Origin of the sequence: Streptomyces sp. NPDC005438, from assembly GCF_040606315.1 — a bacterium.
GTDB lineage: Bacteria > Actinomycetota > Actinomycetes > Streptomycetales > Streptomycetaceae > Streptomyces.
The window spans coordinates 188,997-214,810 of sequence record NZ_JBEXEP010000010.1; the positions used below are offsets into that span (position 1 = coordinate 188,997).

Consider the following 25,814-nt stretch of genomic DNA (forward strand, 5'->3'; position numbering starts at 1 on the left):
ACCAGCTACCCGGGGTTTCACCGCGTCCCGTGAGTGCCGCCCCCTGGGGGGCGGAGCCCCTGGCTACTCGCCCAGCGCCGTGATGGTCGGGTCCCGCTCCAGCTCTCGGAGCCGGTGGATGTCGAACATCCTTTGGGGCATGGGCGTTCGCCAACGGTGTACCACCTCACGTCCGTCGCTGACCTCGTCGAGGTAGTCGAGGTCGTGCGGACGGAGTCGGTCCAGTAGCTCCTGGGGGACGCGACCGGGGTAGACGGCGTCGCAGTGGTGGAGGGTGAAGTAGACCTCCCGGGCGAAGCCGAGCCGCTCGGCCCGTTCCGGTAGGTCCGCCGAGGTCTGGAGGCCCAGGAGGGCCACCACGTCCACCAGCTTGTAGAGGACCAGGTCCTTCAGCGCCAGCACTTCCCCACGGTGTCCCGCCTCCCTGGCGAAGTGGAGGCAGGAGAAGATCAGCATGTCCGTCACGGACACGACGCTCAGACCGTCCAGGTCGGTACGGTCGTCCAGCAGCGCGGATACCGCCTCGTCACTGCGGTTGCCGGTCATCAGGTCGATCGAGAAGTGCACGTCCAACCGGTGACATTCCAGGGTCGTGGCCTCCGGGGTGGGCTTCATGTAGGTGTACGTCTGGTGTGAGTGCATTGCCAGGTGCAGCACCTGCCGGCGCGGGGCCGGACGCACCGAGTGGTTGTGGTAGTCCCAACTTCCCTGGAGGTAGCCGGCGTCGCTCAGGACTCCCGTAGCGTCCGGCAGTAGTTTCCGGTCCACCAACAGGTCGTTGTCGTGGAAGGCCCGCATCCCCGGGTCGGAGTAGGCCATCGCGGCCACCGCACCACCCTTGAGGATTGCGCTGCGTACACCCGCACGCTCCAGATCGCGTTGCACCTCGATCGTCCGTGCGATCTGTTCCCGCGCCATGGCGCGCTGGCCGGCGGCCGTCACCTTGAGCGACTTCAGGAAGTAGGAGCAAAGGAGCGTCTGGCGCTGTTCGATGGCGTAGCGCAGGACGTTGTGCCAGGCCATTCCGACGACCCGATGGACCGTCAGCATCCCGAGGACCTGGTTCCAGTCCAGCGGGGTGTTGAGAAGCTTGAGCATGGCGTCCACCTCGTCGGGACGCGGCTCGGGCAGCGACAGCAGGAGGACCAACTCGATCTCTTGCGACGCCGGCGTCGTGGTCACGGTCATACCTGTCCTTCGGAACGGAAAGAGTGCAGGAAGGAGGCCAGTTGGCCCCGCAGCTGCCGGTCGGCCGCCTCCACCGCCACGGGGTCGGCGTTCTGGGTCGCGATGCCTGTCGCGCAGTCGGACAGCATGGAGGCGTCGGTGGCCCCGTCGCCGATCGCCAGGGTCCGGCCCAGGTCCGGCTCCGCGAAACGCCGTTGCAGGTGTCGGGCTAGTGCTGTGGCCTTACTGGTTCCGCTAGGCCGCACCACCCGAGCGTCGAAGGGCCCGATGGCGGCGACCTCGCAGTCCAGGTGGGCCACCAGGGTCGACAACGGCACGTCGCTGCGGAACACCGTCACCGAGGTGGGCCCCAACCCGTCGACCGGCTCCGGGATCCCGGATCGGATCTGTCGCCGGGGTACCTGGTAGGCCATCGCGAACTGCATGGCGGAGCGTGGCGTCGAAGCGTGGAACTCGCCTCCGATCTCGATGACCAGGTCGGAGACGAGGTCGGAGTCCAGCGCCTTCGTCAACTCCACTGGGCAGGTTCGTGGAAACGAGAGCAGGTCGCGGTCTCGGGCCAGCCGGACGTTCCCCTCGCTGAGCAGTACCTCGTCGTCCAACTCGCCAAGGAGGTCGTCGAGATGGCGCAGATTACGGAACGACCTCGCACTACGCCCGGTGACGAGCAACGGTTCCACGCCTTGGCTCCGCAACGCCCGGAGGCCCTCCACCACACCCTCGTAGGGCTGGTCCTTCGCGTCGATCAGGGTGCCGTCCAGGTCGAGCGCGGCGTAACGGATGGTCACGGTGTGGGGGAGGGGGTGATGGCCGGTACCACGGCGCGCGGTGGGGGAAGGGCCACCGTCGCTCGACACCTCGCTTGTGGGACGACCGGGAGGAGGAAGGGGTGGTTCACCGGGACAGAAGCTCCTGTCGTGGGGACGCGTGGTTCTCCGTGAGCCACTTGGTCAGCTCAGGCACCCCGGGAATGCCGAAGTGTCCGTTCAGGTACTCGGGTGTGCCGACGACATACGGATACCGGTCCGGCACCCCGACCCGGCGGAAGGGGACGCCCCGACCGGTCTCTGCGATGGCCTCGGCGACGGCGCTGCCGAGGCCGCCGATCACGGAGTGGTCCTCCAGGGTGATGATCGGCAGTCCTTCGGCGACCAGTCGTGCCACCGCATCGCTGTCGAACGGTTTGATGGTCGGCATACTCACCAGGCGCACGCCCAGCCCCGCCGCCGCGAACTCCTCGACCCAGTCCCGCGCCACGGGAAGCATGTTGCCGGTGGCGATCAGTGCGGCGTCGTCGCCTTCGGTCACGGGGAGGGCCTCGCCGAGCGTGATCCGGGTGTCGGGCGGATGGATCTCGGGCAGATCGTGGTTCTCCAGTGGGAAACGTACGTAGACCGGTCCGTCGATCTCGTGGCACTGGGCCAGGAGTTGACGTGATTCGGCCAGGTCGCCCGGACAGACCACGGTCATGTTGGGTAGCGCGCGGGTCAGAGCCAGGTCCTCGATCGCGATGTGCGCGATGCCGGAGGCACTACGGGTGAGTCCGGCACTGGTGCCAATGAGCCGCATCCGCGTCCGAGCGAAGGCGGCGTCGGCCCGGATCTGGTCGAAGGGCCGGTACAGCAGAAAGGTGCTGCAGTTCCAGAGGTAGACCTGCTTGCCGCTGTAGGCAAGCCCCGAGGCGATGGAGACCGCGTTCTGTTCCGCGATTCCGACGTTCAGAAAGCGGTCCGGGTACGCCTCGATGAAGGGCTCCGTGCCCTTGAGCGTTCCGTCGGCGACGATCAGGTAGGTGTCACCCACCTCGCGTGTCTCGCACAGCAGACGTTCGCCAACCAACTCGCCGACCGTGGTCATCGCAGCCCCCGCAGACTCACTACCAGCTCACTGAACGTCAGCCGGCGGTAGTGCCAACCCGGCTCGTTCTCCATCATGGTGACCCCCTTGCCCTTGACCGTGTTCGCGATGACCACCTTGGGCCGGTCCTGTGGTGCCTGTAGGGCCATCTCCAGATCGGATACCGAATGCCCGTCAACGCGGTGACACTGCCAGCCGAAGGACTCGAAGCGTTCCCCGAGGTCGCTGGTGACCACACTGCCGGTCTGGTAGGACCCCTGGAGTCGGTTGTCGTCTACGACCACCACGAGGTTGTCCAACTTCAGGCTGGGGGCCAGCATCGCCGCCTCCCAGATCTGGCCTTCCTGGCACTCGCCGTCTCCGACGAGTACGTAGGTGCGGGTGTCCCGGCCGTCGTTCTTGGCCGCCAGTGCCACCCCGATCCCGATGGACGGTCCCCGACCCAGTGGCCCCGCGTCGGCCTCCAAACCCGGAAGACCGTACCGGGCGAGGATCGCCGGTACCTCACCGCCATCCACGTTGAAGTCGTCCAGACGCTTCCGGTCGAAGAACCCGACCGCGGACATGGCCAGGTAGATGGCCGCCGCGCAGTGGCCCTTGCTTGGGATGAAGCGGTCACGGTCAGGCCAGTCCGGGCGGGCGGGATCCAGCCTCATCACCTTGAGGAACAGGGTGTAGATGATCTCGATTGCCGACAGGTTGGACGGAATGTGCCCGGTCTCCGCGTGCGCGGTCATGCGGATGGCTTCCTGCCGCATGCGCTGGGGAGTCGTCATCGGCGTACACCCTCCGAAACTCTGGCCTCGTGCCCCTTGATCTGACGGCTGGCCCGGCGGCGGCGCATGGTCTCCGCCAGGGGGAGGGGATGTGCGTCGTCCCAGGCGATGGTGGCCTCCATGAGAGTACGCACGGAGGGAGGCATCCGGTCCAGGTAGCCCTCCTCACGCATGAACCTCCACGAGGTGTGACCACCCGTCGGCTCGTCCGCGGCCTGGACGTTCATGTGCAGGGTCCGACGCGGCACTCCAGCGGAGGCCGAGCCCCGGTGCAGGGCGTGGTGGTTCATGAAGAGCACGTCGCCGGCCCGGCAGCTGACGCTGACTTCTCCGGGCAGCGGTCCGGTCCCCATGGCGTCGACCTGGTCCCGCTCGGCCTCGGTGAGAGGGCGGCGGTGGGAACCGGGCACCAGCCGGAAGCAGTCGTCGTCCAGCAGGCAGATGTTGAACTGCACATGGGTGCTGCGACCGTCTGGTGCGTACCGGTCGTTCTCCATGTTGTCCTTGTGCCAGTTCAGTTCGTAGTCCACGGCCTTCGGTTCCCACAGCGCGTGGGCGGTCCAGAACCGCAGTTCCTCACCGAGTACCGAGTGAACGAAGCTCATCACCCCGGGGTGCTCGAAGACCTCCGCGTAGACCGGATCGTAGAGGGACGGATCGAAGATGTGACTGACACCCCAGGTGTCGGCCTCCTGCGCGGTGCGGTGAGTGTAACGAGCGCTGTGATCCTCGGGGTTGGACCGCACCACGGCCGCGGTGCGGTCCACCGCCGCGCGCCAACGACTGACGGTCGACGCGTCGAGGGCACCGGGAACGAGCGCGTACCCCGACTCCCGAAAACTGTGGACGTGCGCGGCCATCTCGCTGTCACGGAACGCTGATGGGGGCGCGCTGGCCGGGCGTGAACCGTCCAAGCCGTGGCACTCCTTCCTGGAAGCCCGGGGCGGTCGCTCAGACCAGTGCCGCCCCGGCGGGTTGACGAGTCGGGTCCTGGACATCCGGGCTTGGACGCACAGGGGTGACGGTGAGCCGAACTCGCCCTGGTGTCATGGGCGTTGACGTCGGCTGGAGGCACCCTAATGTGTGCGGGCCGATGGCGTAGAGCCTTTCGGTTCACCGAGGGCCCCCGGGGGGCTCGGCATGGACTGCGCGAGGCTGACGCTTCCATCCCGCCCCACGACACGGGGGGCGGGGTCACGTGCGCTTATCGCGTTGTGATGTCGCTGCGGTGGACGGGCGGCTGAGGTCGGATCAGGCCAGGGGGATCGGTACGCCCTCCTCGCGGGACCGCTCGCAGGCCTCGGCCACCCTCAGCGCGGCCAGGGCCTCCCGACCGTCACAGGGGTTCTCACCCTCGCCGCGCGCCAGTCGTACGAAGGCGGCCAACTCCTCCCGGTACGCCGGGGCGAAGCGCTCCAGGAACCCGGGCCAGGCCGGTTCCACCGAGGCGGTCGCCTCCGGCTCCAACGAGGTGAGCGGGGTGCGCGGGCCCAGCCCCACCGCCAACTGGTCCTCCTCACCGGCCAGTTCGAGCCGTACGTCGTAGCCGGCGCCGTTGATCCGGGTGGCGGTGGCGGTGCACAGCACACCGTCGTCCAGGGTGAGCAGACAGGCGGCGGTGTCCACGTCCCCCGCCTCGCGGAACATCGGCGGTCCGGCGTCCGAGCCCAGGGCGAACACCTGCCGCACCTCCCGGCCGGTCACCCAGCGGATGGCGTCGAAGTCGTGCACCAGGCAGTCCCGGTAGAGGCCGCCGGAGTGGGGAAGGTAGTCGGCCGGGGGAGGGGCGGGGTCGGAGGTGACCGCCCGCAGGGTGTGCAGCCGGCCCAGCCAGCCGGCCCGTACCGCGTTGCGGGCCGCCACGTAGCCGGCGTCGAAGCGGCGCATGAACCCGATCTGCAAGGGCACCCCCGCCTCCTGGACGTGCCGCAACGCCCGCTCGGTGCCTGACAGGTCCAGTGCGATGGGCTTCTCGCAGAAGGTCGGCAGTCCCCGGTCGGAGGCCGCGGTGATCAGCTCGGCGTGCGAGGAGGTGGCCGAGGCGATCACCACCGCGTCCGCTGAGGAGTCCCACAACTCCTGGACGTCGCCCGCCAGTTGGACGTCCAGGGAGTCAGCCACCTCCTTCGCCCGTGCCTGGTCCTGGTCACAGACCACCAGGGAGTCCACCTGAGGGTGGTCGCGGAGGGTACGGGCGTGGAAGGCGCCGATCCGGCCGGTGCCGATGAGTCCGATGCGCATGGCACCACGCTGGCCAAGGCCGGTCCCGGTGTCAATCACGGCTCGGCCGGTGGGTTCCGCGTGGCCGGAGTCGGGCAGCTCGTCCTCCGGCCGCTCGGGCCTCCCGCCGGCGCGGTATCCGGCGCACCACGCCCCCAGCCAACCGCGGCGTGGGGACGGCTGTCGGTCACCCGCCGACAGCCCGAGCCACCTATCCAGGGAGGGCCGTGATGCGGGACGACATCGGCCGGTCGGGCGCTCCCCCTGCGCGGCGACCGCGCCCCGTACGGTGCCCCGGACCTCGTACGCGCCCCGTACGGACCGGCCAGCGCCTCCCCCTGACACCTCCCTCCAACCCGTCATCCCTCCACCGGAGGGCGGCGGGGAGCCCTCGGGTGGCACAACCCCTGGTGCCCCGGTGGGGCCGGGGAGACAATGGGCCCGCCGTGTCCCGCCGTCCGTGCCGGTAGCGGTCGGAGGATTGACCGTCGACCGGGTGGGGTGGACCCCGGCGGCCGGACCCGGGCGCCGGACGGGGGCGGACCCCTGGACCAGGGCCTGAGCGCCACCGGTACTGTGCCTGCGGACCGGCGGTCGTCGCGCGGTCCGGCGGAGTGTTCGAGCCGTAGCGAGAGGCAGGGAGCCGAGGGTGAACAGGTCCGGTACGAGCAGTGGGAACACCCCCAGCACACGGGACGGGGCCGGGCGGACGTCCGGTCGCCGTCGGTCCAGGGGGGCGCGCGGACTGGTACCCGCCGTACTCGCCCTGGGACTGGTGGCCTCCCTCGCCGGTTGCAGCAGCAGCGGCGGCAAGAAGGCGGAGGGCGAGGAGAACCGTTCCCAGGGGAAGGCCAACGTCTCCACCCCCCGGTGGAAGTTCGCCATGGTGACCCACTCCGGGGACGGCGACACCTTCTGGGACATCGTGCAGAGCGGGGCCAAGGAGGCCTCGTCCAAGGACAACATCGAGTTCCTGTACTCGCACGACAAGCAGGCCGGCAAGCAGGCCGAACTGGTGCAGGCCGCCATCGACAAGAAGGTCGACGGGCTGATCGTCTCCCTGGCGAAGCCGGCCGCCATGAAGAACGTGGTGGCCAAGGCGGTCAAGGCCGGTATCCCGGTGATCACCATCAACTCCGGCCAGGCCGAGTCCCCCAAGTTCAAGGCCCTGGCGCACATCGGGCAGGACGAGACGGTGGCCGGCGAGGCGGTCGGCGAGGAACTGAACAAGCGGGGGAAGAAGAAGGCGCTGTGCCTGCTGCACGAACAGGGCAACGTGGGCCTCGAACAGCGCTGTGACGGCATCGGGAAGACCTTCGACGGCAAGGTCGACAAGTTGTACGCGGACGGCACCAACATGCCCGACGTCCAGTCCTCCCTGGAGTCCAAGCTCCAGTCCACCAAGTCCATCGACACCGTGGTGACCCTGGGCGCCCCCTTCGCGCCCACCGCCGCCAAGGCCGTCGACGCGGCCGGCAGCAAGGCCGAGGTCAACACCTTCGACCTCAACGCCCAGGTGGCCAAGGACCTCAAGGGCAAGAAGCTCGGCTTCGCCGTCGACCAGCAGCCGTACCTCCAGGGCTACCAGGCCGTCGACCTGCTGTGGCTGCACCGCTACAACGCCAACATGCTCGGCGGCGGCGAACCGGTGCTCACCGGCCCGCAGATCCTGCGCCAGGGCGACGCCAGCGCCCTGGAGAAGTACACCAAGCGGGGAACCCGATGAGCGCGGACCCGGCGGTGGCCAAGCGGTCGCCCACGGTCAGGTCCTCCTGGGCCAGGCTGGCCACCCGTCCCGAGATGGGCGTGGTGGTCGGCGCGGTCGCGGTGTTCGTGTTCTTCTCCGTGGCCGCCGACAGCTTCCTGCGCGCCAGCAGCCTGTCGACCGTGCTGTACGCCTCCTCCACCATCGGCATCATGGCGGTCCCGGTCGCCCTGCTGATGATCGGTGGGGAGTTCGACCTGTCGACCGGGGTGATGGTCACCTCCTCCGCCCTGGTCTCCTCCATGGTCAGCTACCAGATGACCGCCAACGTCTGGGTGGGCGTGGTGACCTCGCTGGTCGTCACCCTCGCCATCGGACTGTTCAACGGCTCCCTGCTGGTGCGCACCCAACTACCCAGCTTCATCATCACCCTGGGCACCTTCCTGATGCTCACCGGGCTGAACCTGGGCATGACCAAGCTGATCAGCGGCACCGTCTCCACCAAGAGCATCAGCGACATGGACGGCTTCGAGTCCGCCCGCCGACTCTTCTCCTCCTCGGTGACCCTGGGCAGCGTGGAGGTGGAGATCACCGTGCTGTGGTGGCTGCTGCTGGTCGCGGTGGCCACCTGGATCCTGCTGCGCACCCGGCCGGGCAACTGGATCTTCGCGGTCGGCGGCAACGCCCCCACCGCCCGCGCGGTGGGTGTCCCGGTGGGCTACACCAAGATCGGCCTCTACCTGGGCGTGGCCTTCTCGGCCTGGCTGCTGGGCCAGCACCTGCTGTTCAAGTACGACGTGGTGCAGTCCGGCGAGGGAGTGGGCAACGAGCTGATCTACATCGCGGCGGCGGTGATCGGTGGCTGCCTGCTCACCGGTGGCTACGGCTCGGCGGTGGGCGCCGCCGTGGGGGCGTTCATCTTCGGCATGACCAGCAAGGGCATCGTGTACGCCCAGTGGAACCCGGACTGGTTCAAGTTCTTCCTGGGGGCGATGCTGCTGCTCGCCACCCTGCTCAACGCATGGATCCGCAAGCGGGCGGAGGCACGACGATGACCGAACGGTCCGATTCCACCGGTGGCCCCGAGCCCACCGAAGGCGCCAGCGGCACCGAAGGCACCCAGGAGACGGCGGCGGCCCCGCCCTCCCGGCCCTCCGGGAAGGCCGGAGACCCCGAGACGAAGGGTTCCGGCGCTCCCCTGGTGGACCTGGAGGGGGTCAGCAAGGCGTACGGCAACATCCAGGCGCTCACCGAGGTCTCGCTGACCGCCGAGGCCGGCCGGATCAGCTGCGTACTGGGCGACAACGGGGCCGGCAAGTCCACCCTCATCAAGATCATCGCCGGGCTGCACCAGCACGACTCCGGCGAGTACCGCATCGAGGGCGAGCCGGTACGCCTGGCCTCTCCCCGGGACGCCCTGGACCGTGGTATCGCCACCGTCTACCAGGAACTGGCCGTGGTGCCGCTGATGCCGGTGTGGCGGAACTTCTTCCTCGGCTCCGAACCCGTGGTCGGCAGGGGGCCGTTCCGTCGGCTGGACGTGGAGGCGATGCGCGCCACCACCCGCACCGAACTGTCCCGCATGGGCATCGAACTGCGGGACGTCGACCAGCCCATCGGCACCCTGTCCGGCGGCGAACGCCAGTGCGTGGCCATCGCCCGCGCCGTCTACTTCGGCGCCCGGGTGCTGGTCCTGGACGAGCCCACCGCCGCCCTGGGCGTCAAGCAGTCCGGGGTGGTCCTGAGGTACGTGGCCGCGGCCCGGGACGCCGGGCTGGCGGTCGTGCTGATCACCCACAACCCGCACCACGCCTACCTGGTCGGCGACCACTTCGTCCTGCTCAAGCGCGGCACCATGGCCGGCAGCCACCCCAGGACCGAGATCGGTCTGGACGAGCTGACCCGACAGATGGCGGGCGGCAGCGAACTGGAGCAGCTGAGCCACGAACTGGAGCGGGCCCCGGTCCCCGAACACCTCGGAGGCCGTCGGAACTGAGGCCGGTTCCGGCCGGGTCACGCGCAACCCCCGGTGGGTCCGCCCGCGTCGTATCCCCGGGGCCGCGTGGCCCGGCCGGGCGGTCGGGCCACGGACTGCGGGTGGCACGTGCGGTAGGGCACAATCGGCCACGCGGGGACCGCGCCCCACACCCGAAGGACCACCGACGACCGCGAGGCCCACGGCCTCCCGAGAGACCCGGGGATGAGACGACTGTTGCGCGCACTCACCGGCCACCAGCACCCCTCCACCCTCCGCAGAGCGCCTCAGGGGGCGCCGGCGAGCCCGTCCGCCGGGGAGGTGGCCGGTCGATGAGCGCCGGCCGGGAGGGCGCGCGCCTCACACCCCGCCCCACGGTGCTGCGTACGGTCGGCACCCGGGAGCGGCGTTCCCCGCAGTCGGCGCCCCGGGTGCCGACCGTGGGCATCGACATCGGCGGCACCAAGGTGATGGCTGGGGTGGTGGACGCCGACGGCCGCATCCTGGAGAAGGTGCGGGCCGAGACCCCCGACAAGTCCAAGAGCCCCAAGGTGGTCGAGGACACCATCACCGAACTGGTGCTGGACTTGTCCGACCGCCACGACGTGCACGCGGTGGGCATCGGCGCCGCCGGCTGGGTGGACGCCGACCGGTCCCGGGTGCTGTTCGCCCCCCATCTGGCCTGGCGGGACGAGCCGTTGAAGGACGCGCTCACCGCGCGGCTGGCGGTGCCGGTGATGGTGGACAACGACGCCAACACCGCCGCCTGGGGTGAGTGGCGGTTCGGTGCCGGCCGGGGCGAGGACCATCTGGTGATGGTCACCCTGGGCACCGGCATCGGCGGGGCGATCCTGGAGAACGGCCGGGTCAAGCGCGGCAAGTACGGGGTGGCCGGCGAGTTCGGCCACATGCAGGTGGTGCCCGGTGGTCACCGTTGCCCCTGCGGGAACCGTGGCTGCTGGGAGCAGTACAGCTCGGGCAACGCCCTGGTGCGCGAGGCCCGCGAACTGGCCGCCGCCGAGTCCCCGGTGGCCTACGGGATCATCGACCGGGTGGGCGGGGACATCGGTGAGATCACCGGCCCCCTGATCACCGAACTCGCCCGGCAGGGCGACGCGATGTGCGTGGAACTGCTGGAGGACATCGGCCGCTGGCTGGGGGTGGGCATCGCCAACCTGGCCGCCGCCCTGGACCCCTCCTGCTTCGTGATCGGCGGCGGGGTCAGCGCGGCCGACGAGTTGCTGATCGCCCCGGCGCGGGACGCCTTCCGCCGGCACCTGACCGGACGCGGCTACCGGCCGGAGGCACGTATCGCCAAGGCCCAACTCGGCCCGGAGGCCGGCATGGTGGGCGCCGCCGACCTGGCGCGGCTGGTCGCCCGCAGGTTCCGTCGGGCGAACCGGCGCCGGCTGGAGCGGTACGAGATGTACGAGCGGGCGGCGGACAACCTGCGTCGGGCGGTGGGCCAGTGAGCGGCTCCTCCTCTCTGGTGCCGGGACCGCCGAGGCGGCCCAAGCACCGGTTGCTCACCCTGCTGATCGTGGTGCTGCTGATCGCCGGCCCGGCCGGCTACCTGGTGCGCTCCGGGTTCGTCAGCCGGGAGAGCGGCGAGGACAAGCAGCGGGTCGCCGCCGCCACCGGCCTGACCTGGCAGTGGCCCAGCCAGGTGCAGCGGAGGGTGTACGAGGTGCCCGTTCCGCCCTTGTCCACCTACGTGGCGTTCTATGAGGAGAACGCCTGGAAGCGCAGCTCCCTGTTCGTACAGTTCCGCACCTCTCCCCGGAATCTCCACAGGTTCCTCCACGGCGTGGGAACGAGCGTCTCCGCGCTGAAGGAGGACCAGGTGCCGATCTCCGCTGCGCGGGCCCAGCGCGTCGGGTGGAACCTGGACCGCCCGGGCCGGGACTTCTCCGGGGTGCGGGTGAAGAACCCAGGTCAGCGCCCTGACCTGGTGATCGCGGTGGACCGCGCCGACCCCCAGCGCCCCCGGGTGTTCGTGGTCTCCACGGCCGCCTTCGACTGATCGGCCGGCCCCACGGAGAGCGACGGCCCCTCCACCGGGAGCCGGGGGAGGGGCCGCGCCCGTACGACATCCCCCGACCCGCCCGTACGGTCACGGAAAGCGACGGGCGGCCCCCTGACAGTCGCGCACGGTGAGACGCGAGGGGCTGACGGCCGGAGCGGGCGCCCCCGAGGCCCGACCACCCCCGCCGCGTACCCCGTCCACGGGGGAACGCCCCTCCCGGCCGACCGGCCGCGAGGCCCCGGTTCCTTCACTGGCCCCTCACAACCACGGCCGGGCGTCGACCCCCCGACCCACGGTCACCGTCCGGGATCGGTAGCGTGACGCCCGTGAGCGAGACGAAGACCCTCCAGCACCGGATCGACGGCCCCGAGGACGCGCCCCTGCTCGTTCTCGGCTCGGCACTCGGAGCCACCTGGCACATGTGGGATCGGCAGATCCCCGAACTCACCCGACACTGGCGGGTGTTGCGCTTCGACCTCCCCGGACACGGCGGATCACCGGCGTACCCCGCCTCCTCGGCCGCCGAACTCGCCACCCGGCTGCTGGCCACCCTGGACGAGGAGGGCGCCGACCGGTTCGGCTACGCCGGCTGCGCCCTGGGCGGCGCGGTCGGGGCGCAGTTGGCGCTCCAGGCGCCGCAGCGGGTGTCCTCGCTCGCGCTGATCTCCTCCTCCCCGCGCTTCGGCACCCCCGACAGCTGGCGGCAGCGCGGAGTGGTCGTCCGCACCAACGGGCTCGACCCCATCGCCCGCACCACCCCGGAGCGCTGGTTCAGCCAGGCCTTCGCCCAGGCGCAGCCGGCCATCATGGACTGGGCGGTGCAGATGGTGCGTACCACCGACCCCGGCTGCTACATCGCCGCCTGCGAGGCGCTGGCCGCCTTCGACCTGCGGGCCGAACTGGGCAACATAGGCATCCCCACACTGGTGGTGGCCGGCGCCGAGGACGAGAAGACCCCACCGGCCAACGCCCGCGCCCTGGTCGCCGGTATCCGGGACGCCCGGCTCGCCCTGGTACCCGGTGCCGCGCACCTGGTCCCCGTGGAGCAGCCCGGCGCGGTCACCGAACTGCTGATCCGGCACTTCACCGCCACCTGGCAGGAGTCCTCGGCCGGACCGCCGCCCCCGGCCCCGGTGATCGTGCCCACCCCGCCCCACCAACCCCCCTCCAACGCCGCCCAGTTGGAGGCCGGCACCGGCCCCCAGATCCCCGACGGCCGCTCGGACGCCTACGACCAGGGCGTCAAGACCCGGCGTGAGGTGCTGGGCGACGCCCATGTGGACCGGGTACTGGACACCTCCGACGCCCTCACCGCGCCCTTCGAGGAGTGGGTGACCCGCTACGCCTGGGGCGAGGTCTGGGCCGGCGAGGGGATCGACCGGCGTACCCGTTCGGTCATCGCCCTCACCGCGCTCACCGCCCAGAGCCAGTGGGAACAGCTGGCCCTGCACGTACGGGCCGGTCTGCGCAGCGGGCTCACCCCCGAGGAGATCCGCGAGGTGCTCACCCAGGTCGCCGTCTACTGCGGGGTGCCCGCCGCGCAGTCCGCCTTCGCGGTGGCCCGTCGGGTGATCCAGGAGGAGACCACCCCGCAGGACGAGCGGGCCGCCGCGCACGCCGCGCCACCGGCCGAGAACCGGTAGCACAATGGCCGGTATGGAACTGATCAAGAAGGGCCACGCCTGTGTGGCGCTGCGCGAGGACGGCCGCACCCTGGTCGTCGACCCCGGCGGGTTCAGCGAGCCGGACGCCGCGCTGGGCGCCGACGCGGTGCTGGTGACCCACGAGCACCCCGACCACTTCGACGAGAGACGGCTGCGGACCGCCCTGGAGGCCAACCCGGCCGCCCAGGTCTGGACGCTGGCCAGCGTCGCCGCGCAGCTGTCGGCGGCCTTCCCCGGGCGGGTGCACACCGTCGGCGAGGGCGACACCTTCACCGCGGCCGGGTTCGAGGTCTCCGTACACGGTCAGCTGCACGAGGTCATCCACCCCGACATCCCCCGGATCACCAACGTCGGCTACCTGGTGAACGGTTCGGTCTTCCACCCCGGCGACGCCCTGACCGTGCCGGGTCGGCCGGTGGACACCCTGCTGCTGCCGGTGCACGCCCCCTGGAGCAAGCTGTCCGAGGTGGTGGACTACGTCCGCGAGGTCGCCCCCGCCCAGGCCATCGACGTGCACGACGGGCTGCTGTCCGACCTCGGCCTGGGCGTCTACCAGCGGATGCTGGGACCCACCGGCCCCGGGGTGCGCACCGAGCACCGCCACCTGTCGCCGGGGCAGAGCACCGCGCTGTAGGGGCGGGCGCTGACGGGCCGGGGCCGGCGGGACCTCGACCGCGAGGCGTCGGTTGTCGGCGACAGGAGATAGATTGCCCGACATGCGCATCGCGACCTGGAACGTCAACTCGATCACCGCCCGCCTGCCCAGGCTGCTGGCCTGGCTGGAGTCGTCCGGCACCGACGTCCTGTGCCTCCAGGAGCTGAAGTGCTCCACCGAGTCCTTCCCGGCCGAGGCGCTGCGGGAGCTGGGGTACGAGTCGGCGGTCCACGGCACCGGCCGGTGGAACGGCGTGGGCGTGGTCTCCCGGGTCGGCCTGGAGGACGTGGTCCGTGGCCTCCCGGACGGCCCGCTCTACGAGGGGGTGGACGAACCCCGCGCGGTGGCCGCCACCTGCGGCGGGGTGCGGGTGCGCTCGGTCTACGTCCCCAACGGGCGCGAGCGCGAACACCCGCACTACGCCTACAAGTTGAGCTGGCTGGCCGCCCTGGCCGAGGCCTCCCGGGAGGAGGCCGCGGCGGACCCGCCCTTCGCGGTGCTGGGTGACTTCAACGTCGCGCCCTGGGACGAGGACGTCTGGGACATCGCCGCGTTCGACGGGGCCACCCATGTGTCGGAGCCGGAGCGGGCGGCCGTCGAGGACCTGCTGGGCACCGGACTGCACGACGTGGTGCCCCGCCCCCTGAAGTACGACCACCCCTTCACCTACTGGGACTACCGCCAGCTGGGCTTTCCCAAGAACCGGGGGATGCGCATCGACCTGGTGCTGGGCAACGACACCTTCCACTCGGCGGTGAAGGACGCCTACGTCGACCGCGAGGAACGCAAGGGCAAGGGCGCCTCCGACCACGCCCCGGTGGTCGTCGACCTCGACCACTGAACCGTGCCCTGGTGTCCCGGGCCCGTCCCGGGACACCAGGGGCCGGCTCACCTCCGGGGCACCAGACTGGCCAGGTCGACCGAGTCGCCCAGGGCGCGCAACCCGTCGTCCGAGGGGTGCAGGTGGTCCCCGCTGTCGTAGCCGGGCAGCATCCGCTGGGGTCGATCGGGGTCGCGCAGTACGGCGTCGAAGTCCCAGACGGCGTCGAAGACGCCTCCGTGGTCCCGGAGGAAGGCGTTCACCCCCTGCCGTCGTTCCTCCACCTCGGGGGTGCAGTCCTTGTACCCCTCGCAGGGGGCGATGGTGGCGCCCAGCACCCGCAACCCGTGGGCGCGGGCCCGTCGGGCGACCTCCCGCATCCCCGCGACCACCTCCGGGGCGGAGGTGCCCGCGCGGACGTCGTTGATCCCCTCGAACAGCACCACCGTCCGCACCCCGGCCTGCCCCAGCACGTCACGGTCCAGCCGGTGCCCGGCGCTGACCCCTCCGGTGTCCAGGCTGATCCCGTCACCGGGGTAGCGGTCGGTCACCACCCGGTTCGCCGAGATGCCGTGGTTGAGCACCCCGTAGCGCGGCACCTCCCGCTGCTGGAGCAGACGGCGGGCCAGCACGTTGGGCCAGCGCCGGTTCTGGTCCTCGGTGGAGCCCACCCCGTCGGTGATGGAGTCGCCCAGGGCCACCACCGACCCGGGCCCTCCCCGTACGTCCACCCCGGTCAGGAACGGCCACATCCGCAGGGTCCGGGTGAAGGAGCCGCCCTGCCGGTCGCCGGTACGGTCACCGCTGCCGCCCTCGGACAGGAAGCTGCTCTGCTGGGTGGCGCTGTGCACGGGTGCCGCGTAGACCGGGCCGGGAAGGTGCACGCTCACCAGCAGGTTGCTGTCCTCAGGCACCGTGAACCCGACCGGGTCGCTGACCAGTTGGGCCCCGGCGGGGATGACCGCGCCCCGCTGTCCCCGGAACCTCAGCGGTACCGGTCTGCCCGAGGACTCGGCACCGTGGGCCTGGACGGCGAGGGAGGCCGCCCCGATCCGTACCGGACCGGAGGCGAAGGTGTTCTCCAGGCGGATCCGGCTGCGCGAACCGCCCACCGAGCTGTGCACCACCATCCGCAGGGTCTGGTCCCGCCAGAGCCCGACTCCGGTGTAGCCGGCGGTACTTGACGACCAGGTCCCCGTCCAGCCCTCGTTGCCGTCCCGCAGGGCGGCGGCGAACACGTGCAGGTCGCTGTCGGGTCCGGGGTCGGCGGGCAGTTCCAGCGACTCCACCTCGCGTCCGGGGAGCACCGGCACGGTCACCGGGTAGAGCCTGGCCTTCTCGGTCAGCCGCCCGTTCGCGGTGTTGACGTGCGGCAGGGCCACCGCCTTGGTGGACAGCGGCCCTCCCCGCCAGTCGCCCACGGTCACCCGGTACGGGCTGCTGCCGCCGTCGCGGTAGTGGACCCGGCCGCTGGCCGTGACCTGGCCGCCGGCCCGCCCCGGACTGGTGGCCGCCGCCAGCAGGTTCACCGCGTCGCCCCGCCCGCTCAGGCGGACCCGTTGTCCGTCGGCGCGTACGTTGTCCGGGGTACCGGGTCGGGAGCGGGGCCAGGTGAGGCTGGCCGCGTCCAGGTCGACGCGGGCCCCGGGGTGCCAGCCGGCGGCCCGGAGGTCCCCGGCGGACAGCGAGTTGCCGGCCTGGTCGAAGTCGGCGTGGGTGCGGTGGTCGTCGTGGCTGACGGCGCGGTTGTCGAACAGCCGCTCCAGCGGCTGCGGTTGGTGCCGTGGTGCCGGTGGGGCGGCCAGCGCCGGGGTGACCCCCAGGGCGACCGCCAGTGCGGTGCCGGCCGCCGTGACGCCGGCGGCTTTTCCGAGCAAGCGCAGAAACACGCGTGAGCCTCCCGTTTTCCCTCCCGTTCGGACCCCCTCGACCGAGGAGGCGCGACGAACGTAGGGGCGGACCGGGAGGCGGACAACGACCCGCGCGCCAACTTTCGTTGAACCCCGGAAGATCGCCGTCCCGCCCTCGGGCCCGGGCGACGGCGACGCTACCGGCTGATCGCGAACGACCGGGCGTGACCCGCCTGTGGCAGGAACCAACGGGTCGATGTCACCCTGGGAGGATGAACATCTCCATCCGGGACATCTGGCGCAAGCGGCACGTCCAGGGAGAGGGCGACGTCCACCCGGGGGAGGCGCTTCACCCCGAGCGGGCGGCCGAGCTGTACGCGGAGTGCGAGCTGCTGCGCGCCCGGGCGGAGGAGGCCGGGGTGGTGCTGGCCGACGACCCGGAGTCGCTGAGCGCGCTCGACCAGTTGCTGCCCAGCTGGCGGGACGACCCGGAGCTGCTCGACTGGTTGGGCAACGACGCGGGCCTGTACCTGGGCACCGTGCTGGTCCGTACCGTCCCCGGGGCCGGATGGGAACTGCTGCCGGAGGGGCACCCGGTGGTGCGGCTGGCCTCCGGCCGGAGGGTCGACGTGGTGGCCGCCGGTGTGAACTGGGCGGACACCGGCTCCCCGGAGCTGTCCCAGGTCTACGCCGAGACCTCCGAGGGCTGAACCCGGACCGGCTACCTGCGCTCCAGCGCCGCGAGCGGGGTGCAGGCGGCCTTGGTCACGTCGCCCACCAGCTCCACCAGGTCCGCCCCGTAGGCCTGGGAGTTGACCACCTTCAGCATCAGGACGAAGGTGCCGTGCGCCCCGTACTTGCGGGCCAGCCGCACATGGTGCCGCGACAAGTAGCGGGCGGCGGCCTGGTGGGTGATCGGCCGCTGACCGCAGGCGAGGAACACCGGGCGGGCGCCCTCCTCGCGGCCGGCGGTCAGCCGGGCCAGCAGCACGTACTCGTTGAGCCCGTTCTCCAACTGGTAGGTCTCCTCGCCCACCACGAAGGCGTCGTGTTCCCCACCGGCGCCCAACTCGCCCCGGTAGCTCACCCCGGGCAGCAGTGAGCGCAGGTGGGCGGCGATCCGTCGGTGGGACAGCGGCCCGCCCACACAGATCTCCGTACGGTCGCCGAACCCCTGCTGGGCGGCGTCGTCGGTCACCAGCTCGGTGTGCGCGCCGCAACTCCTCACCAGCGCGGACAGCTCCAACAGGGCCACCGTGTCCACCCGGGAGACGGCCCACTCGGTGCTGTGCGCCGTCGACTGGTCGCGGCTGACGACCATCAGGCACTCGGCGTTGTCGGGCAGCCCGAAGAAGCGTTGCTTGCGGTCAAGTCGGCGGTTGGACCACCAGGTTCGAGCCAGCCACCCCAACGCGACCAGGGCGACGGCTATGGCCGCCACCCATACGATCCCCCACTGGTTTTCGGTCATAGGGCGGCAGCGTACCGGCCGGGAGCCCGGTCGCCTCCGGTCAGTTTGAAAACTTCGTGGACCCTTGGGGGCGCTGGGGCCAGCCGGCCGTCGAAGGCGGATGAGGCGGAACTGGGGGGTCTCGAAGGTGGCGTACGCCCTCTTGACACCGCTAACCTGCGCGCACTGTTGACTTCGGAGGTTGCGATGCGTCGTCGCCCGGCCAGATCCCTGGCCCTGATCACCGTGGTTGCGGCAGCCGTGGGGCTCACCGCCACCATTTCCAACGGACAACCCTCGGGCGAGAGTTCCCCGCCCAAGAAGTCGCCGGTGGCGGTCGGTAAGGGCGGCGCTGTCTCCAGCGTCGACCCCGACGCCTCGGCGGCCGGTATCAAGGTGCTCAAGCAGGGCGGCAACGCCGTGGACGCGGCCGTGGCCACCGCCGCCGCGCTCGGCGTGACCGAGCCCTACTCGGCGGGCGTGGGTGGCGGCGGCTACTTCGTCTTCTACGACGCCAAGAGCAAGAAGGTCCGCACCCTGGACGGCCGGGAGACCGCTCCCCGCAGCGCCGGCAAGGACCTGTTCCAGGAGAACGGCAAGGCCATCCCGTTCGAGGACGCGGTCACCAGCGGCCTCAGCGTGGGCACCCCGGGCACCGCCGCCACCTGGGACCGGGCCGTCGACAAGTGGGGCAAGAAGTCCCTGCGACAGACCCTGGCCCCGGCCAAGCGGCTGGCCCGCGACGGGTTCGTGGTGGACAAGACCTTCCGTCAGCAGACCGCCGACAACGAGGAGCGGTTCAAGGACTTCCCGGCCACCGCCGACCTGTTCCTGCCCGACGGCAAGCTGCCCAAGGTCGGCAGCAAGCTGCGCAACCCCGACCTCGCCAAGACCTACGGGGAGTTGGGCCGGCACGGCGCCAAGGTCTTCTCCAAGGGCCGGTTGGCCAAGGACGTGGTGAACACCGTGCGCAAGCCTCCGGTGGACCCGGACGCCAAGCGCACCGTGCGGCCCGGTGACCTGACCCTGGGCGACCTGAAGTCGTACCAGGTCAGGGAGCAGAAGCCGAGCCGGGTGAACTACCGGGGCCTGGACGTGTTCAGCATGGCGCCCTCCTCCTCCGGTGGCACCACCGTGGGTGAGGCCCTGAACATCCTGGAGAACTACCAGGTCGGGAAGCTCACCGAGAAGGAGTTCTGGCACAAGTACATCGAGGCCAGCCGTATCTCGTTCGCCGACCGTGGACGCTGGGTGGGCGACCCCACCCAGGAGGACGTGCCCACCAAGGGCCTGCTGTCCCAGCGGTTCGCCGACTCCCGTGGCTGCCTGATCAAGCACGACAAGGTGCTGACCAGCCCGGTGGCCCCGGGCGACCCCCGCGACTCTCGTGGATCGAAGTCCTGCGACAGCTCCGGCAAGGGCGTCAAGACCACCTACGAGGGGCAGAGCACCACGCACCTGACCACCTCGGACCGCTGGGGCAACGTGGTGTCGTACACCCTCACCATCGAGCAGACCGGTGGCAGCGGCATCACCGTCCCCGGGCGCGGGTTCCTGCTGAACAACGAGCTGACCGACTTCTCCTTCGAGCCGGCCGACCCGGACGTGCCCGACCCCAACCTCCCCGGCCCCGGCAAGCGTCCGCGCTCCTCGATGTCGCCGACCATCGTGCTGGAGCACGGTCAGCCCAAGCTGGCCCTCGGTTCGCCCGGTGGCGCGACCATCATCACCACGGTGCTGCAGACCCTGGTGAACCACGTGGACCGTGGGATGCCGCTGGAGAAGGCCATCGCCGCCCCCCGGGCGAGCCAGCGCAACGCGGAGGAGACCGAGCTGGAGCCCTCGGCGCCGGCCGGACTGAAGAAGAAGCTGGAGAAGCTGGGCCACAAGTTCACCGAGGTCGAGGAGATCGGTGCCGCGACCGGTGTCCAGCGACTGAGGAACGGCAAGTGGTTGGCGGCGGCCGAGACCGAGCGACGGGGTGGCGGCTCCGCCCTGGTCGTCAGGCCGCAGGGGGACCCGCCCCGAGGCAGGTGACCCCCGGTTCCCCTCGGTGCGCTGAGGTGAGCTGAGCAGAGCGGAAAAGACCGGTGAGTCATCCCCCGACACCGTGCGCGGGGGGTGGCTCACCGGTAGTGTTTTGGCCGTGTTCGCGGGGGATTTCCCTCCGGTGACGGCTGACTTTGACCGGGTCCGACGTCTTGCGACGCCGGGTGGTCGGTTCTACCGTCTCTAGCTCACTCTACGCGCGTTGAAGGAGCTGTCTTATGCCCGAGGTAGTGCGTGCCGCCCTGGTACAGGCCACATGGACCGGGGACACCGAGTCGATGATCGCCAAGCACGAGGCCCACGCCCGGGAGGCCGCCCGACAGGGCGCCCAGGTGATCGGCTTCCAGGAGGTGTTCAACGCCCCGTACTTCTGCCAGGTGCAGGACTCCGAACACTTCCGCTGGGCCGAACCCGTGCCCGACGGCCCCACCACCCAGCGGATGTGCCAGCTCGCCCGGGAGACCGGGATGGTGATCGTCTCCCCGGTGTTCGAGGTGGAGCAGTCCGGGTTCTACTACAACACCGCCGCCGTGATCGACGCCGACGGCACCCTGCTGGGCACCTACCGCAAGCACCACATCCCCCAACTCAAGGGCTTCTGGGAGAAGTTCTACTTCAAGCCCGGCAACCTCGGCTGGCCGGTCTTCGACACCGCCGTCGGCAAGGTGGGCGTCTACATCTGCTACGACCGCCACTTCCCCGAGGGCTGGCGGGAGTTGGGCCTGGCCGGCGCCCAACTGGTCTACAACCCCTCGGCCACCTCCCGGGGCCTGTCCTCCCACCTGTGGAAGCTGGAGCAGCCGGCCGCCGCCGTCGCCAACGAGTACTTCATCGCCGCCATCAACCGGGTCGGCAGCGAGGAGTACGGCGACAACGACTTCTACGGCTCCAGCTACTTCGTCGACCCCCGGGGGCAGTTCGTCGGCGACGTCGCCAGCGACAAGGAGGAGGAACTCCTCGTCCGCGACCTGGACTTCGGCCTGGTCGACGAGGTCCGCCAGCAGTGGGCCTTCTACCGGGACCGCCGCCCCGACGCCTACCAGGGCCTGGTCAAGCCCTGACCGCCCGCTCGCCCGGGGCCGCCGCCCCGGGCCGGGGGACCGCCGTCGCACGGTGACGTCCCACGGGCCCGACCCCCGACGTCGCCCGCAGCCCCACCCACGGGTGGGGCGCCCGTCCTTCGGCGCCCTCCCGCCCACCGTGGCCGCCCCGTTCCGTCAGCTCACCGGGCGGGCGCCCGAACGACGAGGGGCCGGCGGCTCGGGGAGCGCCGGGGCCGGTGGCCTTCGCCCGGGCGGGGGAGCCGGCCGACACCCTCGAACACGCTCCGCACACCGCACAGTTCGCGCTAGGAGAGAGCACCCCATGAGTACGCCTCCCGCACAACCACGCAGCCCCGGCCGTACCGTGATCCGAGGTGGCCTGGTGATCACGGCCAGCGACGAGATGCACGCCGACCTGCTGATCGAACAGGGCAAGATCGTCGCCCTGGCGGCCCACGGCAGCGACGTCGCCGCCGGCTGGAGCGCCGAACGGGAACTGGACGCCACCGACAAGTACGTACTGCCGGGCGGAGTCGACGCCCACACGCACATGGACTTCCCCTTCGGGGGGACCTTCTCCTCCGACGACTTCGAGACCGGCACCCGCGCCGCCGCCTGGGGCGGGACCACCACCATCGTGGACTTCGCGGTGCAGAGCCGGGGCCACGCGCTGCGCGAGGGCCTGGACGCCTGGCACGCCAAGGCCGACGCCCGGTGCGCCATCGACTACGGCTTCCACATGATCCTCTCCGACGTCAACGACGGCACCCTCAAGGAGATGGACCTGCTGGTGGAGGAGGGGGTCAGCTCCTTCAAGCTGTTCATGGCCTACCCCGGCGTCTTCTACAGCGACGACGGCCGCATCCTGCGCGCCATGCAGCGGTCGGCCGGCAACGGCGGCCTGGTGATGATGCACGCGGAGAACGGCATCGCCATCGACGTACTGGTCGAACAGGCCCTGGAGGCGGGGCGCAGCGACCCGCGCTACCACGGCGAGGTCCGCCGCACCCTGCTGGAGGCGGAGGCCACGCACCGCGCCATCCAGCTGGCCCGGGTGGCCGGTGCCCCGTTGTACGTGGTGCACGTCTCCGCCGAGGAGGCGGTCGCCGAACTCGCCGGCGCCCGTGACAAGGGGCTGCCGGTGTTCGGGGAGACCTGCCCGCAGTACCTCTTCCTGTCCACCGACAACCTCGCCGAGCCGGACTTCGAGGGCGCCAAGTACGTGTGCAGCACCCCGCTGCGGCCCAAGGAGCACCAGGAGAGCCTCTGGCGGGGGCTGCGTACCAACGACCTCCAGGTGGTCTCCACCGACCACTGCCCGTTCTGCTTCAACGGCCAGAAGGAACTGGGACGCGGCGACTTCTCCAAGATCCCCAACGGAATGCCGGGCGTGGAGCACCGGATGGACCTGCTCCACCAGGCCGTGGTGGAGGGGCACATCACCCGCCGCCGCTGGATCGAGATCGCCTGTGCCACCCCGGCCCGGATGTTCGGCCTCTACCCCAAGAAGGGCACCCTGGCCCCCGGCGCGGACGCGGACGTGGTGCTCTACGACCCCAAGGCCGAGCAGACCCTGTCGGTGGACACCCACCACATGAACGTCGACTACTCGGCGTACGAGGGCAAGCGGATCACCGGCCGGGTGGACACCGTGCTCTCCCGGGGCGAACTCGTCCTGGACGGGCGGCAGTACGTGGGGCGGGCCGGGCACGGCCAGTACGTCCCGCGCGGTACCTGTCAGTTGCTGGACTGAGGAGCACACACATGGATTTCGGACTCGTCCTCCAGACCGACCCGCCGGGCGCCACCACCGTGGAGCTGATGCGCCGTGCCGAGGCCCAGGGCTTCGACTACGGCTGGACCTTCGACTCCGCGGTGCTCTGGCAGGAGCCCTACGTCATCCACAGCCGCATCCTGGCCAACACCGAGCGGCTGGTCGTCGGACCGATGGTCACCAACCCCGGTACCCGCACCTGGGAGGTGACCGCCTCCACCTTCGCCACCCTCAACGAGATGTACGGCAACCGCACCGTCTGCGGCATCGGCCGGGGTGACTCGGCGATGCGGGTCGCAGGCCGCAAGCCCAACACCCTGGGCCGGCTGGAGCAGGCCATCCACACCATCCGGGAGCTGGCCGAGGGACGCGAGGCGGAGGTGGACGGCACCACCCTGCGGCTGCCCTGGGTACGCGACGGCAGGCTGCCGGTGTGGATGGCCGCGTACGGGCCCAAGGCGCTGGCCATGGCCGGCGCCAAGGCCGACGGCTTCATCCTCCAGCTCGCCGACCCCTACCTCACCGAGTGGATGGTCAAGGCGGTACGCGCCTCGGCCGAGGAGGCCGGACGCGACCCGTCCGAGGTGACCATCTGCGTGGCCGCGCCCGCCTACGTGAGTGAGGACCTGGACCACGCCCGCGAACAGTGCCGGTGGTTCGGCGGGATGGTCGGCAACCACGTCGCCGACCTGGTGAGCCGGTACGGGGAGCACTCCGACATGGTCCCCGAGGCGCTCACCGCCTACATCAAGCAGCGTCAGGGCTACGACTACGCCCACCACGGCCGGGCCGGCAACCCGGACACCGAGTTCGTGCCGGACGAGGTGGTGGACCGCTTCTGCCTGCTGGGCCCGCCGGCCGAACAGCTGCGCCGGCTGCGGGAGTTGCGTGACCTGGGGGTCGACCAGTTCGCGGTGTACGCCATGCACGACGCGAGGGAGCAGGTGATCGACGCCTACGGCTCCGAGGTGATCCCGGCCTTCCGGGGCGAGGCCTCCTAGCCGGTCGGCATCCGGCCCGGCGGGGCGGTGCGGGACCCACCGGGTCCGGTACCGCCCCGCCTTCGTGTTCGAATGGCCCTTAACCTGCGGAAAGAGGTCGCTCCGGCCGCGAAAAAGAGAATTCCAGAATTCCGCACAACCATCCCCCCTCCTTCCCTGTCTTCTTCTGTGACGGCGAACTCGGACGTTCCTCGCGGTGAGGAAAACGGTCTTGGACGGTCTTTCCGATCAGGCCCCGGTAATCGCCGGTCATGTGAGAGGAGATAGTCGGTCATGCGTTATGCCAAGCGTGCTGTCATCGGTATGGCCTGCGCTTTCGCGCTTCTTCCGGCGGGTGCGGCGGTTGCCGGTAGTGGGCCCAACCCCAACCCCGGAGAAAAGCAGAGCAGATCAACCGCCCCTTCCGCCAAGGGGAATCCGAACAGCGTTCGGGCGCAGGCCGCGGGCGTTTGTTCGGACGCTTACCAGATCGGTGACACCGGATACATCTACCGCTCCGGCCAGCAGGTCGCCTCGGTGAAACAGTTCTACTCGCCGGAGTGCAAGCAGAACTGGAGTTACGTGTGGGTCTGGAAGTCGTACCACGACACCGGCGCGCACTACGACCTCAGGACCTCGGTCTACAGCTACACCAAGGACGCCTTCTACGGCAGCAAGTCCTGGAAGAGCACCCGGCAGCAGGAGTTCTGGAGCGGCGCCACCAACACCGCCAGCCACTGCACCGCCGGCGTGGGGGGCCTGCGGCAGCTCGGTGACCCGGTCACCCCGGAGGCGGCCAGCTCCAAGCGCTGCTGACCGAGCGGTTCCCCGGCCTGACCGGGTACCGACGGCCCCCGGAGCCGGGACACTCCCGACCCTCCGGGGGCCCTCGGACGTCACGCCACCTCCCCGGCCCGACCCGGGGGCGGCCTTGCGTACCCGGCGGCGGGTACGGGAGCCCGAGCTACGGCCTCAGCCCGCCCGGTCCCGTGCCAACTCGGCCAGCAGCGCGGGCAGCGCCCGCCCGATGGGTTCCCGGATCACCGACTCGGCCAACTCGTCGTACGGCGTGGGCTCGGCGTTGACGATCACCAGACGCGCCCCCGACTCGGCGGCGATCCCGGCCAGGGAGGCCGCCGGCTGCACCTGGAGACTGGTGCCCACCGCGACGAACACCTCGCAGGCCTGGGCGATCTCCATGGCCGTGCCCAGCACCCGCCGGTCCAGGGACTGGCCGAACATCACCGTCGCGGACTTCAGGACGCCACCACACTCGCGGCAGGGCGGGTCGGCCTCACCGGCCTCCACCCGGGCCAACGCCTCGGCCATGTCCCCGCTCGCCCGGCAGTCGGTGCACTCCACCCGACGGGAAGTGCCGTGCAGTTCCAGCACCTTGCGCTCGTCCAGGCCGGCTCGCTGGTGCAGCCCGTCGACGTTCTGGGTGATCACCCGCACCGGCACCCCGGACCGCTCCAGCTCCACCACCGCACGGTGTGCGGCGTTGGGCTCCGCGCGCCAGGTGGGGCTGTCCCGGCGCATCAGCCAGGAACGGCGGCGGATCTCGGGATCCGCCATGTAGTACTCGTAGGTGACCAGCTTCTCCGCCTCCGGGTCCCGCCGCCACATCCCCTGCGGCCCCCGGTAGTCGGGGATCCCGGAGTCGGTCGAGATGCCCGCACCACTGAGCAGCGCCACCAGCGGCGGTCGCCCGGCCCGCTCCCTCGCGTCCGTCATGCCCCCAGGCTAGGGCGGGTCGTCGGGGGCGTGGGAAATCGATGCGTT

The 25,814-nt window shown here is 70.7% G+C and carries 23 protein-coding genes; 14 read left to right on the forward strand and 9 right to left on the reverse strand.

What is annotated here, in order from left to right; genetic code table 11:
• Positions 1-63 precede the first annotated feature (63 nt).
• From ABZT14_RS21185 to ABZT14_RS21210, 6 genes are all read right to left on the reverse strand, one after another.
• A complete protein-coding gene (locus ABZT14_RS21185) occupies positions 64-1,188 on the reverse strand; it encodes a nucleotidyltransferase family protein (RefSeq protein ID WP_356305048.1) in 1,125 nt (374 codons plus the stop codon).
• On the reverse strand, positions 1,185-1,976 hold the full coding sequence (locus ABZT14_RS21190; RefSeq protein WP_356305050.1) for an HAD hydrolase family protein: 792 nt from the start codon (positions 1,974-1,976) through the stop codon (positions 1,185-1,187). Before ABZT14_RS21190 ends, ABZT14_RS21185 begins: the two co-directional genes overlap by 4 nt.
• A gap of 106 nt (positions 1,977-2,082) precedes the next feature.
• Positions 2,083-3,045: a transketolase C-terminal domain-containing protein gene (locus ABZT14_RS21195; RefSeq protein ID WP_356305052.1), complete on the reverse strand. Its 963-nt coding sequence runs from the start codon at positions 3,043-3,045 to the stop codon at positions 2,083-2,085.
• Positions 3,042-3,821 (reverse strand): transketolase, encoded by a 780-nt coding sequence (locus tag ABZT14_RS21200; protein ID WP_356305054.1) that lies wholly within the window; start codon positions 3,819-3,821, stop codon positions 3,042-3,044. The genes ABZT14_RS21195 and ABZT14_RS21200 overlap by 4 nt, the downstream gene beginning before the upstream one ends.
• Complete coding sequence (locus tag ABZT14_RS21205) at positions 3,818-4,735, reverse strand: phytanoyl-CoA dioxygenase family protein (RefSeq protein ID WP_356305056.1); 918 nt, start codon at positions 4,733-4,735, stop codon at positions 3,818-3,820. Before ABZT14_RS21205 ends, ABZT14_RS21200 begins: the two co-directional genes overlap by 4 nt.
• Positions 4,736-5,072: 337 nt before the next feature.
• Positions 5,073-6,062 carry a Gfo/Idh/MocA family oxidoreductase gene (locus tag ABZT14_RS21210; RefSeq protein ID WP_356305058.1) on the reverse strand — a complete coding sequence of 330 codons (990 nt, stop codon included), beginning with the start codon at positions 6,060-6,062 and terminating at the stop codon, positions 5,073-5,075.
• Between the two features lie 724 nt (positions 6,063-6,786).
• On the opposite strand from ABZT14_RS21210, the gene ABZT14_RS21215 reads away from it, so the two are divergent.
• The 8 genes from ABZT14_RS21215 (at position 6,787) to ABZT14_RS21250 (ending at position 14,907) form a co-directional block, all read left to right on the forward strand.
• Positions 6,787-7,767, forward strand: coding sequence for a sugar ABC transporter substrate-binding protein (locus tag ABZT14_RS21215; protein ID WP_356305178.1), 981 nt, complete (start codon positions 6,787-6,789; stop codon positions 7,765-7,767).
• Positions 7,764-8,801, forward strand: a complete 1,038-nt coding sequence (locus tag ABZT14_RS21220; protein WP_356305060.1) for an ABC transporter permease — start codon at positions 7,764-7,766, stop codon at positions 8,799-8,801. The genes ABZT14_RS21215 and ABZT14_RS21220 overlap by 4 nt, the downstream gene beginning before the upstream one ends.
• Positions 8,798-9,742: an ATP-binding cassette domain-containing protein gene (locus ABZT14_RS21225; protein ID WP_356305062.1), complete on the forward strand. Its 945-nt coding sequence runs from the start codon at positions 8,798-8,800 to the stop codon at positions 9,740-9,742. Before ABZT14_RS21220 ends, ABZT14_RS21225 begins: the two co-directional genes overlap by 4 nt.
• A gap of 311 nt (positions 9,743-10,053) precedes the next feature.
• Positions 10,054-11,193, forward strand: a complete 1,140-nt coding sequence (locus ABZT14_RS21230; protein ID WP_356305064.1) for an ROK family glucokinase — start codon at positions 10,054-10,056, stop codon at positions 11,191-11,193.
• Positions 11,190-11,744 (forward strand): hypothetical protein, encoded by a 555-nt coding sequence (locus tag ABZT14_RS21235; RefSeq protein WP_356305066.1) that lies wholly within the window; start codon positions 11,190-11,192, stop codon positions 11,742-11,744. The genes ABZT14_RS21230 and ABZT14_RS21235 overlap by 4 nt, the downstream gene beginning before the upstream one ends.
• Positions 11,745-12,073: 329 nt before the next feature.
• The gene (locus tag ABZT14_RS21240) at positions 12,074-13,390 is read left to right on the forward strand and encodes an alpha/beta fold hydrolase (RefSeq protein WP_356305068.1); all 1,317 of its coding nucleotides are present in this window, start codon (positions 12,074-12,076) and stop codon (positions 13,388-13,390) included.
• A gap of 13 nt (positions 13,391-13,403) precedes the next feature.
• Positions 13,404-14,045 carry an MBL fold metallo-hydrolase gene (locus tag ABZT14_RS21245; RefSeq protein WP_356305069.1) on the forward strand — a complete coding sequence of 214 codons (642 nt, stop codon included), beginning with the start codon at positions 13,404-13,406 and terminating at the stop codon, positions 14,043-14,045.
• Between the two features lie 82 nt (positions 14,046-14,127).
• Positions 14,128-14,907: an exodeoxyribonuclease III gene (locus tag ABZT14_RS21250; RefSeq protein ID WP_356305072.1), complete on the forward strand. Its 780-nt coding sequence runs from the start codon at positions 14,128-14,130 to the stop codon at positions 14,905-14,907.
• Between the two features lie 47 nt (positions 14,908-14,954).
• On the opposite strand, the gene ABZT14_RS21255 is transcribed toward ABZT14_RS21250, so the two are convergent.
• Positions 14,955-16,775 (reverse strand): SGNH/GDSL hydrolase family protein, encoded by a 1,821-nt coding sequence (locus ABZT14_RS21255; protein ID WP_356305074.1) that lies wholly within the window; start codon positions 16,773-16,775, stop codon positions 14,955-14,957.
• Positions 16,776-17,008: 233 nt separating this feature from the next.
• On the opposite strand from ABZT14_RS21255, the gene ABZT14_RS21260 reads away from it, so the two are divergent.
• Complete coding sequence (locus ABZT14_RS21260; protein ID WP_356305076.1) at positions 17,009-17,446, forward strand: DUF6278 family protein; 438 nt, start codon at positions 17,009-17,011, stop codon at positions 17,444-17,446.
• A gap of 11 nt (positions 17,447-17,457) precedes the next feature.
• Here the strand turns inward: ABZT14_RS21260 and ABZT14_RS21265 are convergent, their stop codons facing one another.
• A complete protein-coding gene (locus ABZT14_RS21265) occupies positions 17,458-18,207 on the reverse strand; it encodes a hypothetical protein (protein WP_356305078.1) in 750 nt (249 codons plus the stop codon).
• Positions 18,208-18,393: 186 nt separating this feature from the next.
• Between ABZT14_RS21265 and ggt the strand changes: the two genes are divergently transcribed.
• The 5 genes from ggt to ABZT14_RS21290 all read left to right on the forward strand — a co-directional run bounded on the left by ggt (position 18,394) and on the right by ABZT14_RS21290 (position 24,848).
• Positions 18,394-20,223 (forward strand): gamma-glutamyltransferase, encoded by a 1,830-nt coding sequence (gene ggt / locus ABZT14_RS21270; RefSeq protein WP_356305079.1) that lies wholly within the window; start codon positions 18,394-18,396, stop codon positions 20,221-20,223.
• A 230-nt stretch (positions 20,224-20,453) separates the two neighbouring features.
• Entirely contained in the window at positions 20,454-21,296 is an 843-nt protein-coding gene (locus ABZT14_RS21275; protein ID WP_356305081.1) for a nitrilase-related carbon-nitrogen hydrolase, read from the forward strand.
• Between the two features lie 304 nt (positions 21,297-21,600).
• On the forward strand, positions 21,601-23,031 hold the full coding sequence (hydA, locus tag ABZT14_RS21280; protein WP_356305083.1) for a dihydropyrimidinase: 1,431 nt from the start codon (positions 21,601-21,603) through the stop codon (positions 23,029-23,031).
• Between the two features lie 11 nt (positions 23,032-23,042).
• Positions 23,043-24,053 carry a TIGR03842 family LLM class F420-dependent oxidoreductase gene (locus tag ABZT14_RS21285; protein ID WP_356305085.1) on the forward strand — a complete coding sequence of 337 codons (1,011 nt, stop codon included), beginning with the start codon at positions 23,043-23,045 and terminating at the stop codon, positions 24,051-24,053.
• A gap of 516 nt (positions 24,054-24,569) precedes the next feature.
• Complete coding sequence (locus ABZT14_RS21290; RefSeq protein ID WP_356305087.1) at positions 24,570-24,848, forward strand: hypothetical protein; 279 nt, start codon at positions 24,570-24,572, stop codon at positions 24,846-24,848.
• 156 nt (positions 24,849-25,004) lie between these two features.
• Here ABZT14_RS21290 and ABZT14_RS21295 read toward each other — a convergent pair whose 3' ends face one another.
• Positions 25,005-25,766 (reverse strand): Sir2 family NAD-dependent protein deacetylase, encoded by a 762-nt coding sequence (locus ABZT14_RS21295; protein WP_356305089.1) that lies wholly within the window; start codon positions 25,764-25,766, stop codon positions 25,005-25,007.
• Between the last annotated feature and the right edge of the window lie 48 nt (positions 25,767-25,814).

Excerpts from the sequence above, each read along its gene's own strand:
- ABZT14_RS21225 (WP_356305062.1), top strand. The coding sequence starts at position 8,798 with ATGACCGAACGGTCCGATTCCACCGGTGGCCCCGAGCCCACCGAAGGC.
- ABZT14_RS21220 (WP_356305060.1), top strand. The coding sequence starts at position 7,764 with ATGAGCGCGGACCCGGCGGTGGCCAAGCGGTCGCCCACGGTCAGGTCC.
- ABZT14_RS21275 (WP_356305081.1), top strand. The coding sequence starts at position 20,454 with ATGCCCGAGGTAGTGCGTGCCGCCCTGGTACAGGCCACATGGACCGGG.
- ABZT14_RS21195 (WP_356305052.1), bottom strand. The coding sequence starts at position 3,045 with ATGACCACGGTCGGCGAGTTGGTTGGCGAACGTCTGCTGTGCGAGACA.
- ABZT14_RS21285 (WP_356305085.1), top strand. The coding sequence starts at position 23,043 with ATGGATTTCGGACTCGTCCTCCAGACCGACCCGCCGGGCGCCACCACC.
- ABZT14_RS21185 (WP_356305048.1), bottom strand. The coding sequence starts at position 1,188 with ATGACCGTGACCACGACGCCGGCGTCGCAAGAGATCGAGTTGGTCCTC.
- ABZT14_RS21230 (WP_356305064.1), top strand. The coding sequence starts at position 10,054 with ATGAGCGCCGGCCGGGAGGGCGCGCGCCTCACACCCCGCCCCACGGTG.
- ABZT14_RS21295 (WP_356305089.1), bottom strand. The coding sequence starts at position 25,766 with ATGACGGACGCGAGGGAGCGGGCCGGGCGACCGCCGCTGGTGGCGCTG.
- ABZT14_RS21260 (WP_356305076.1), top strand. The coding sequence starts at position 17,009 with ATGAACATCTCCATCCGGGACATCTGGCGCAAGCGGCACGTCCAGGGA.
- ABZT14_RS21265 (WP_356305078.1), bottom strand. The coding sequence starts at position 18,207 with ATGACCGAAAACCAGTGGGGGATCGTATGGGTGGCGGCCATAGCCGTC.
- ABZT14_RS21245 (WP_356305069.1), top strand. The coding sequence starts at position 13,404 with ATGGAACTGATCAAGAAGGGCCACGCCTGTGTGGCGCTGCGCGAGGAC.
- ggt (WP_356305079.1), top strand. The coding sequence starts at position 18,394 with ATGCGTCGTCGCCCGGCCAGATCCCTGGCCCTGATCACCGTGGTTGCG.
- hydA (WP_356305083.1), top strand. The coding sequence starts at position 21,601 with ATGAGTACGCCTCCCGCACAACCACGCAGCCCCGGCCGTACCGTGATC.
- ABZT14_RS21210 (WP_356305058.1), bottom strand. The coding sequence starts at position 6,062 with ATGCGCATCGGACTCATCGGCACCGGCCGGATCGGCGCCTTCCACGCC.
- ABZT14_RS21200 (WP_356305054.1), bottom strand. The coding sequence starts at position 3,821 with ATGACGACTCCCCAGCGCATGCGGCAGGAAGCCATCCGCATGACCGCG.
- ABZT14_RS21250 (WP_356305072.1), top strand. The coding sequence starts at position 14,128 with ATGCGCATCGCGACCTGGAACGTCAACTCGATCACCGCCCGCCTGCCC.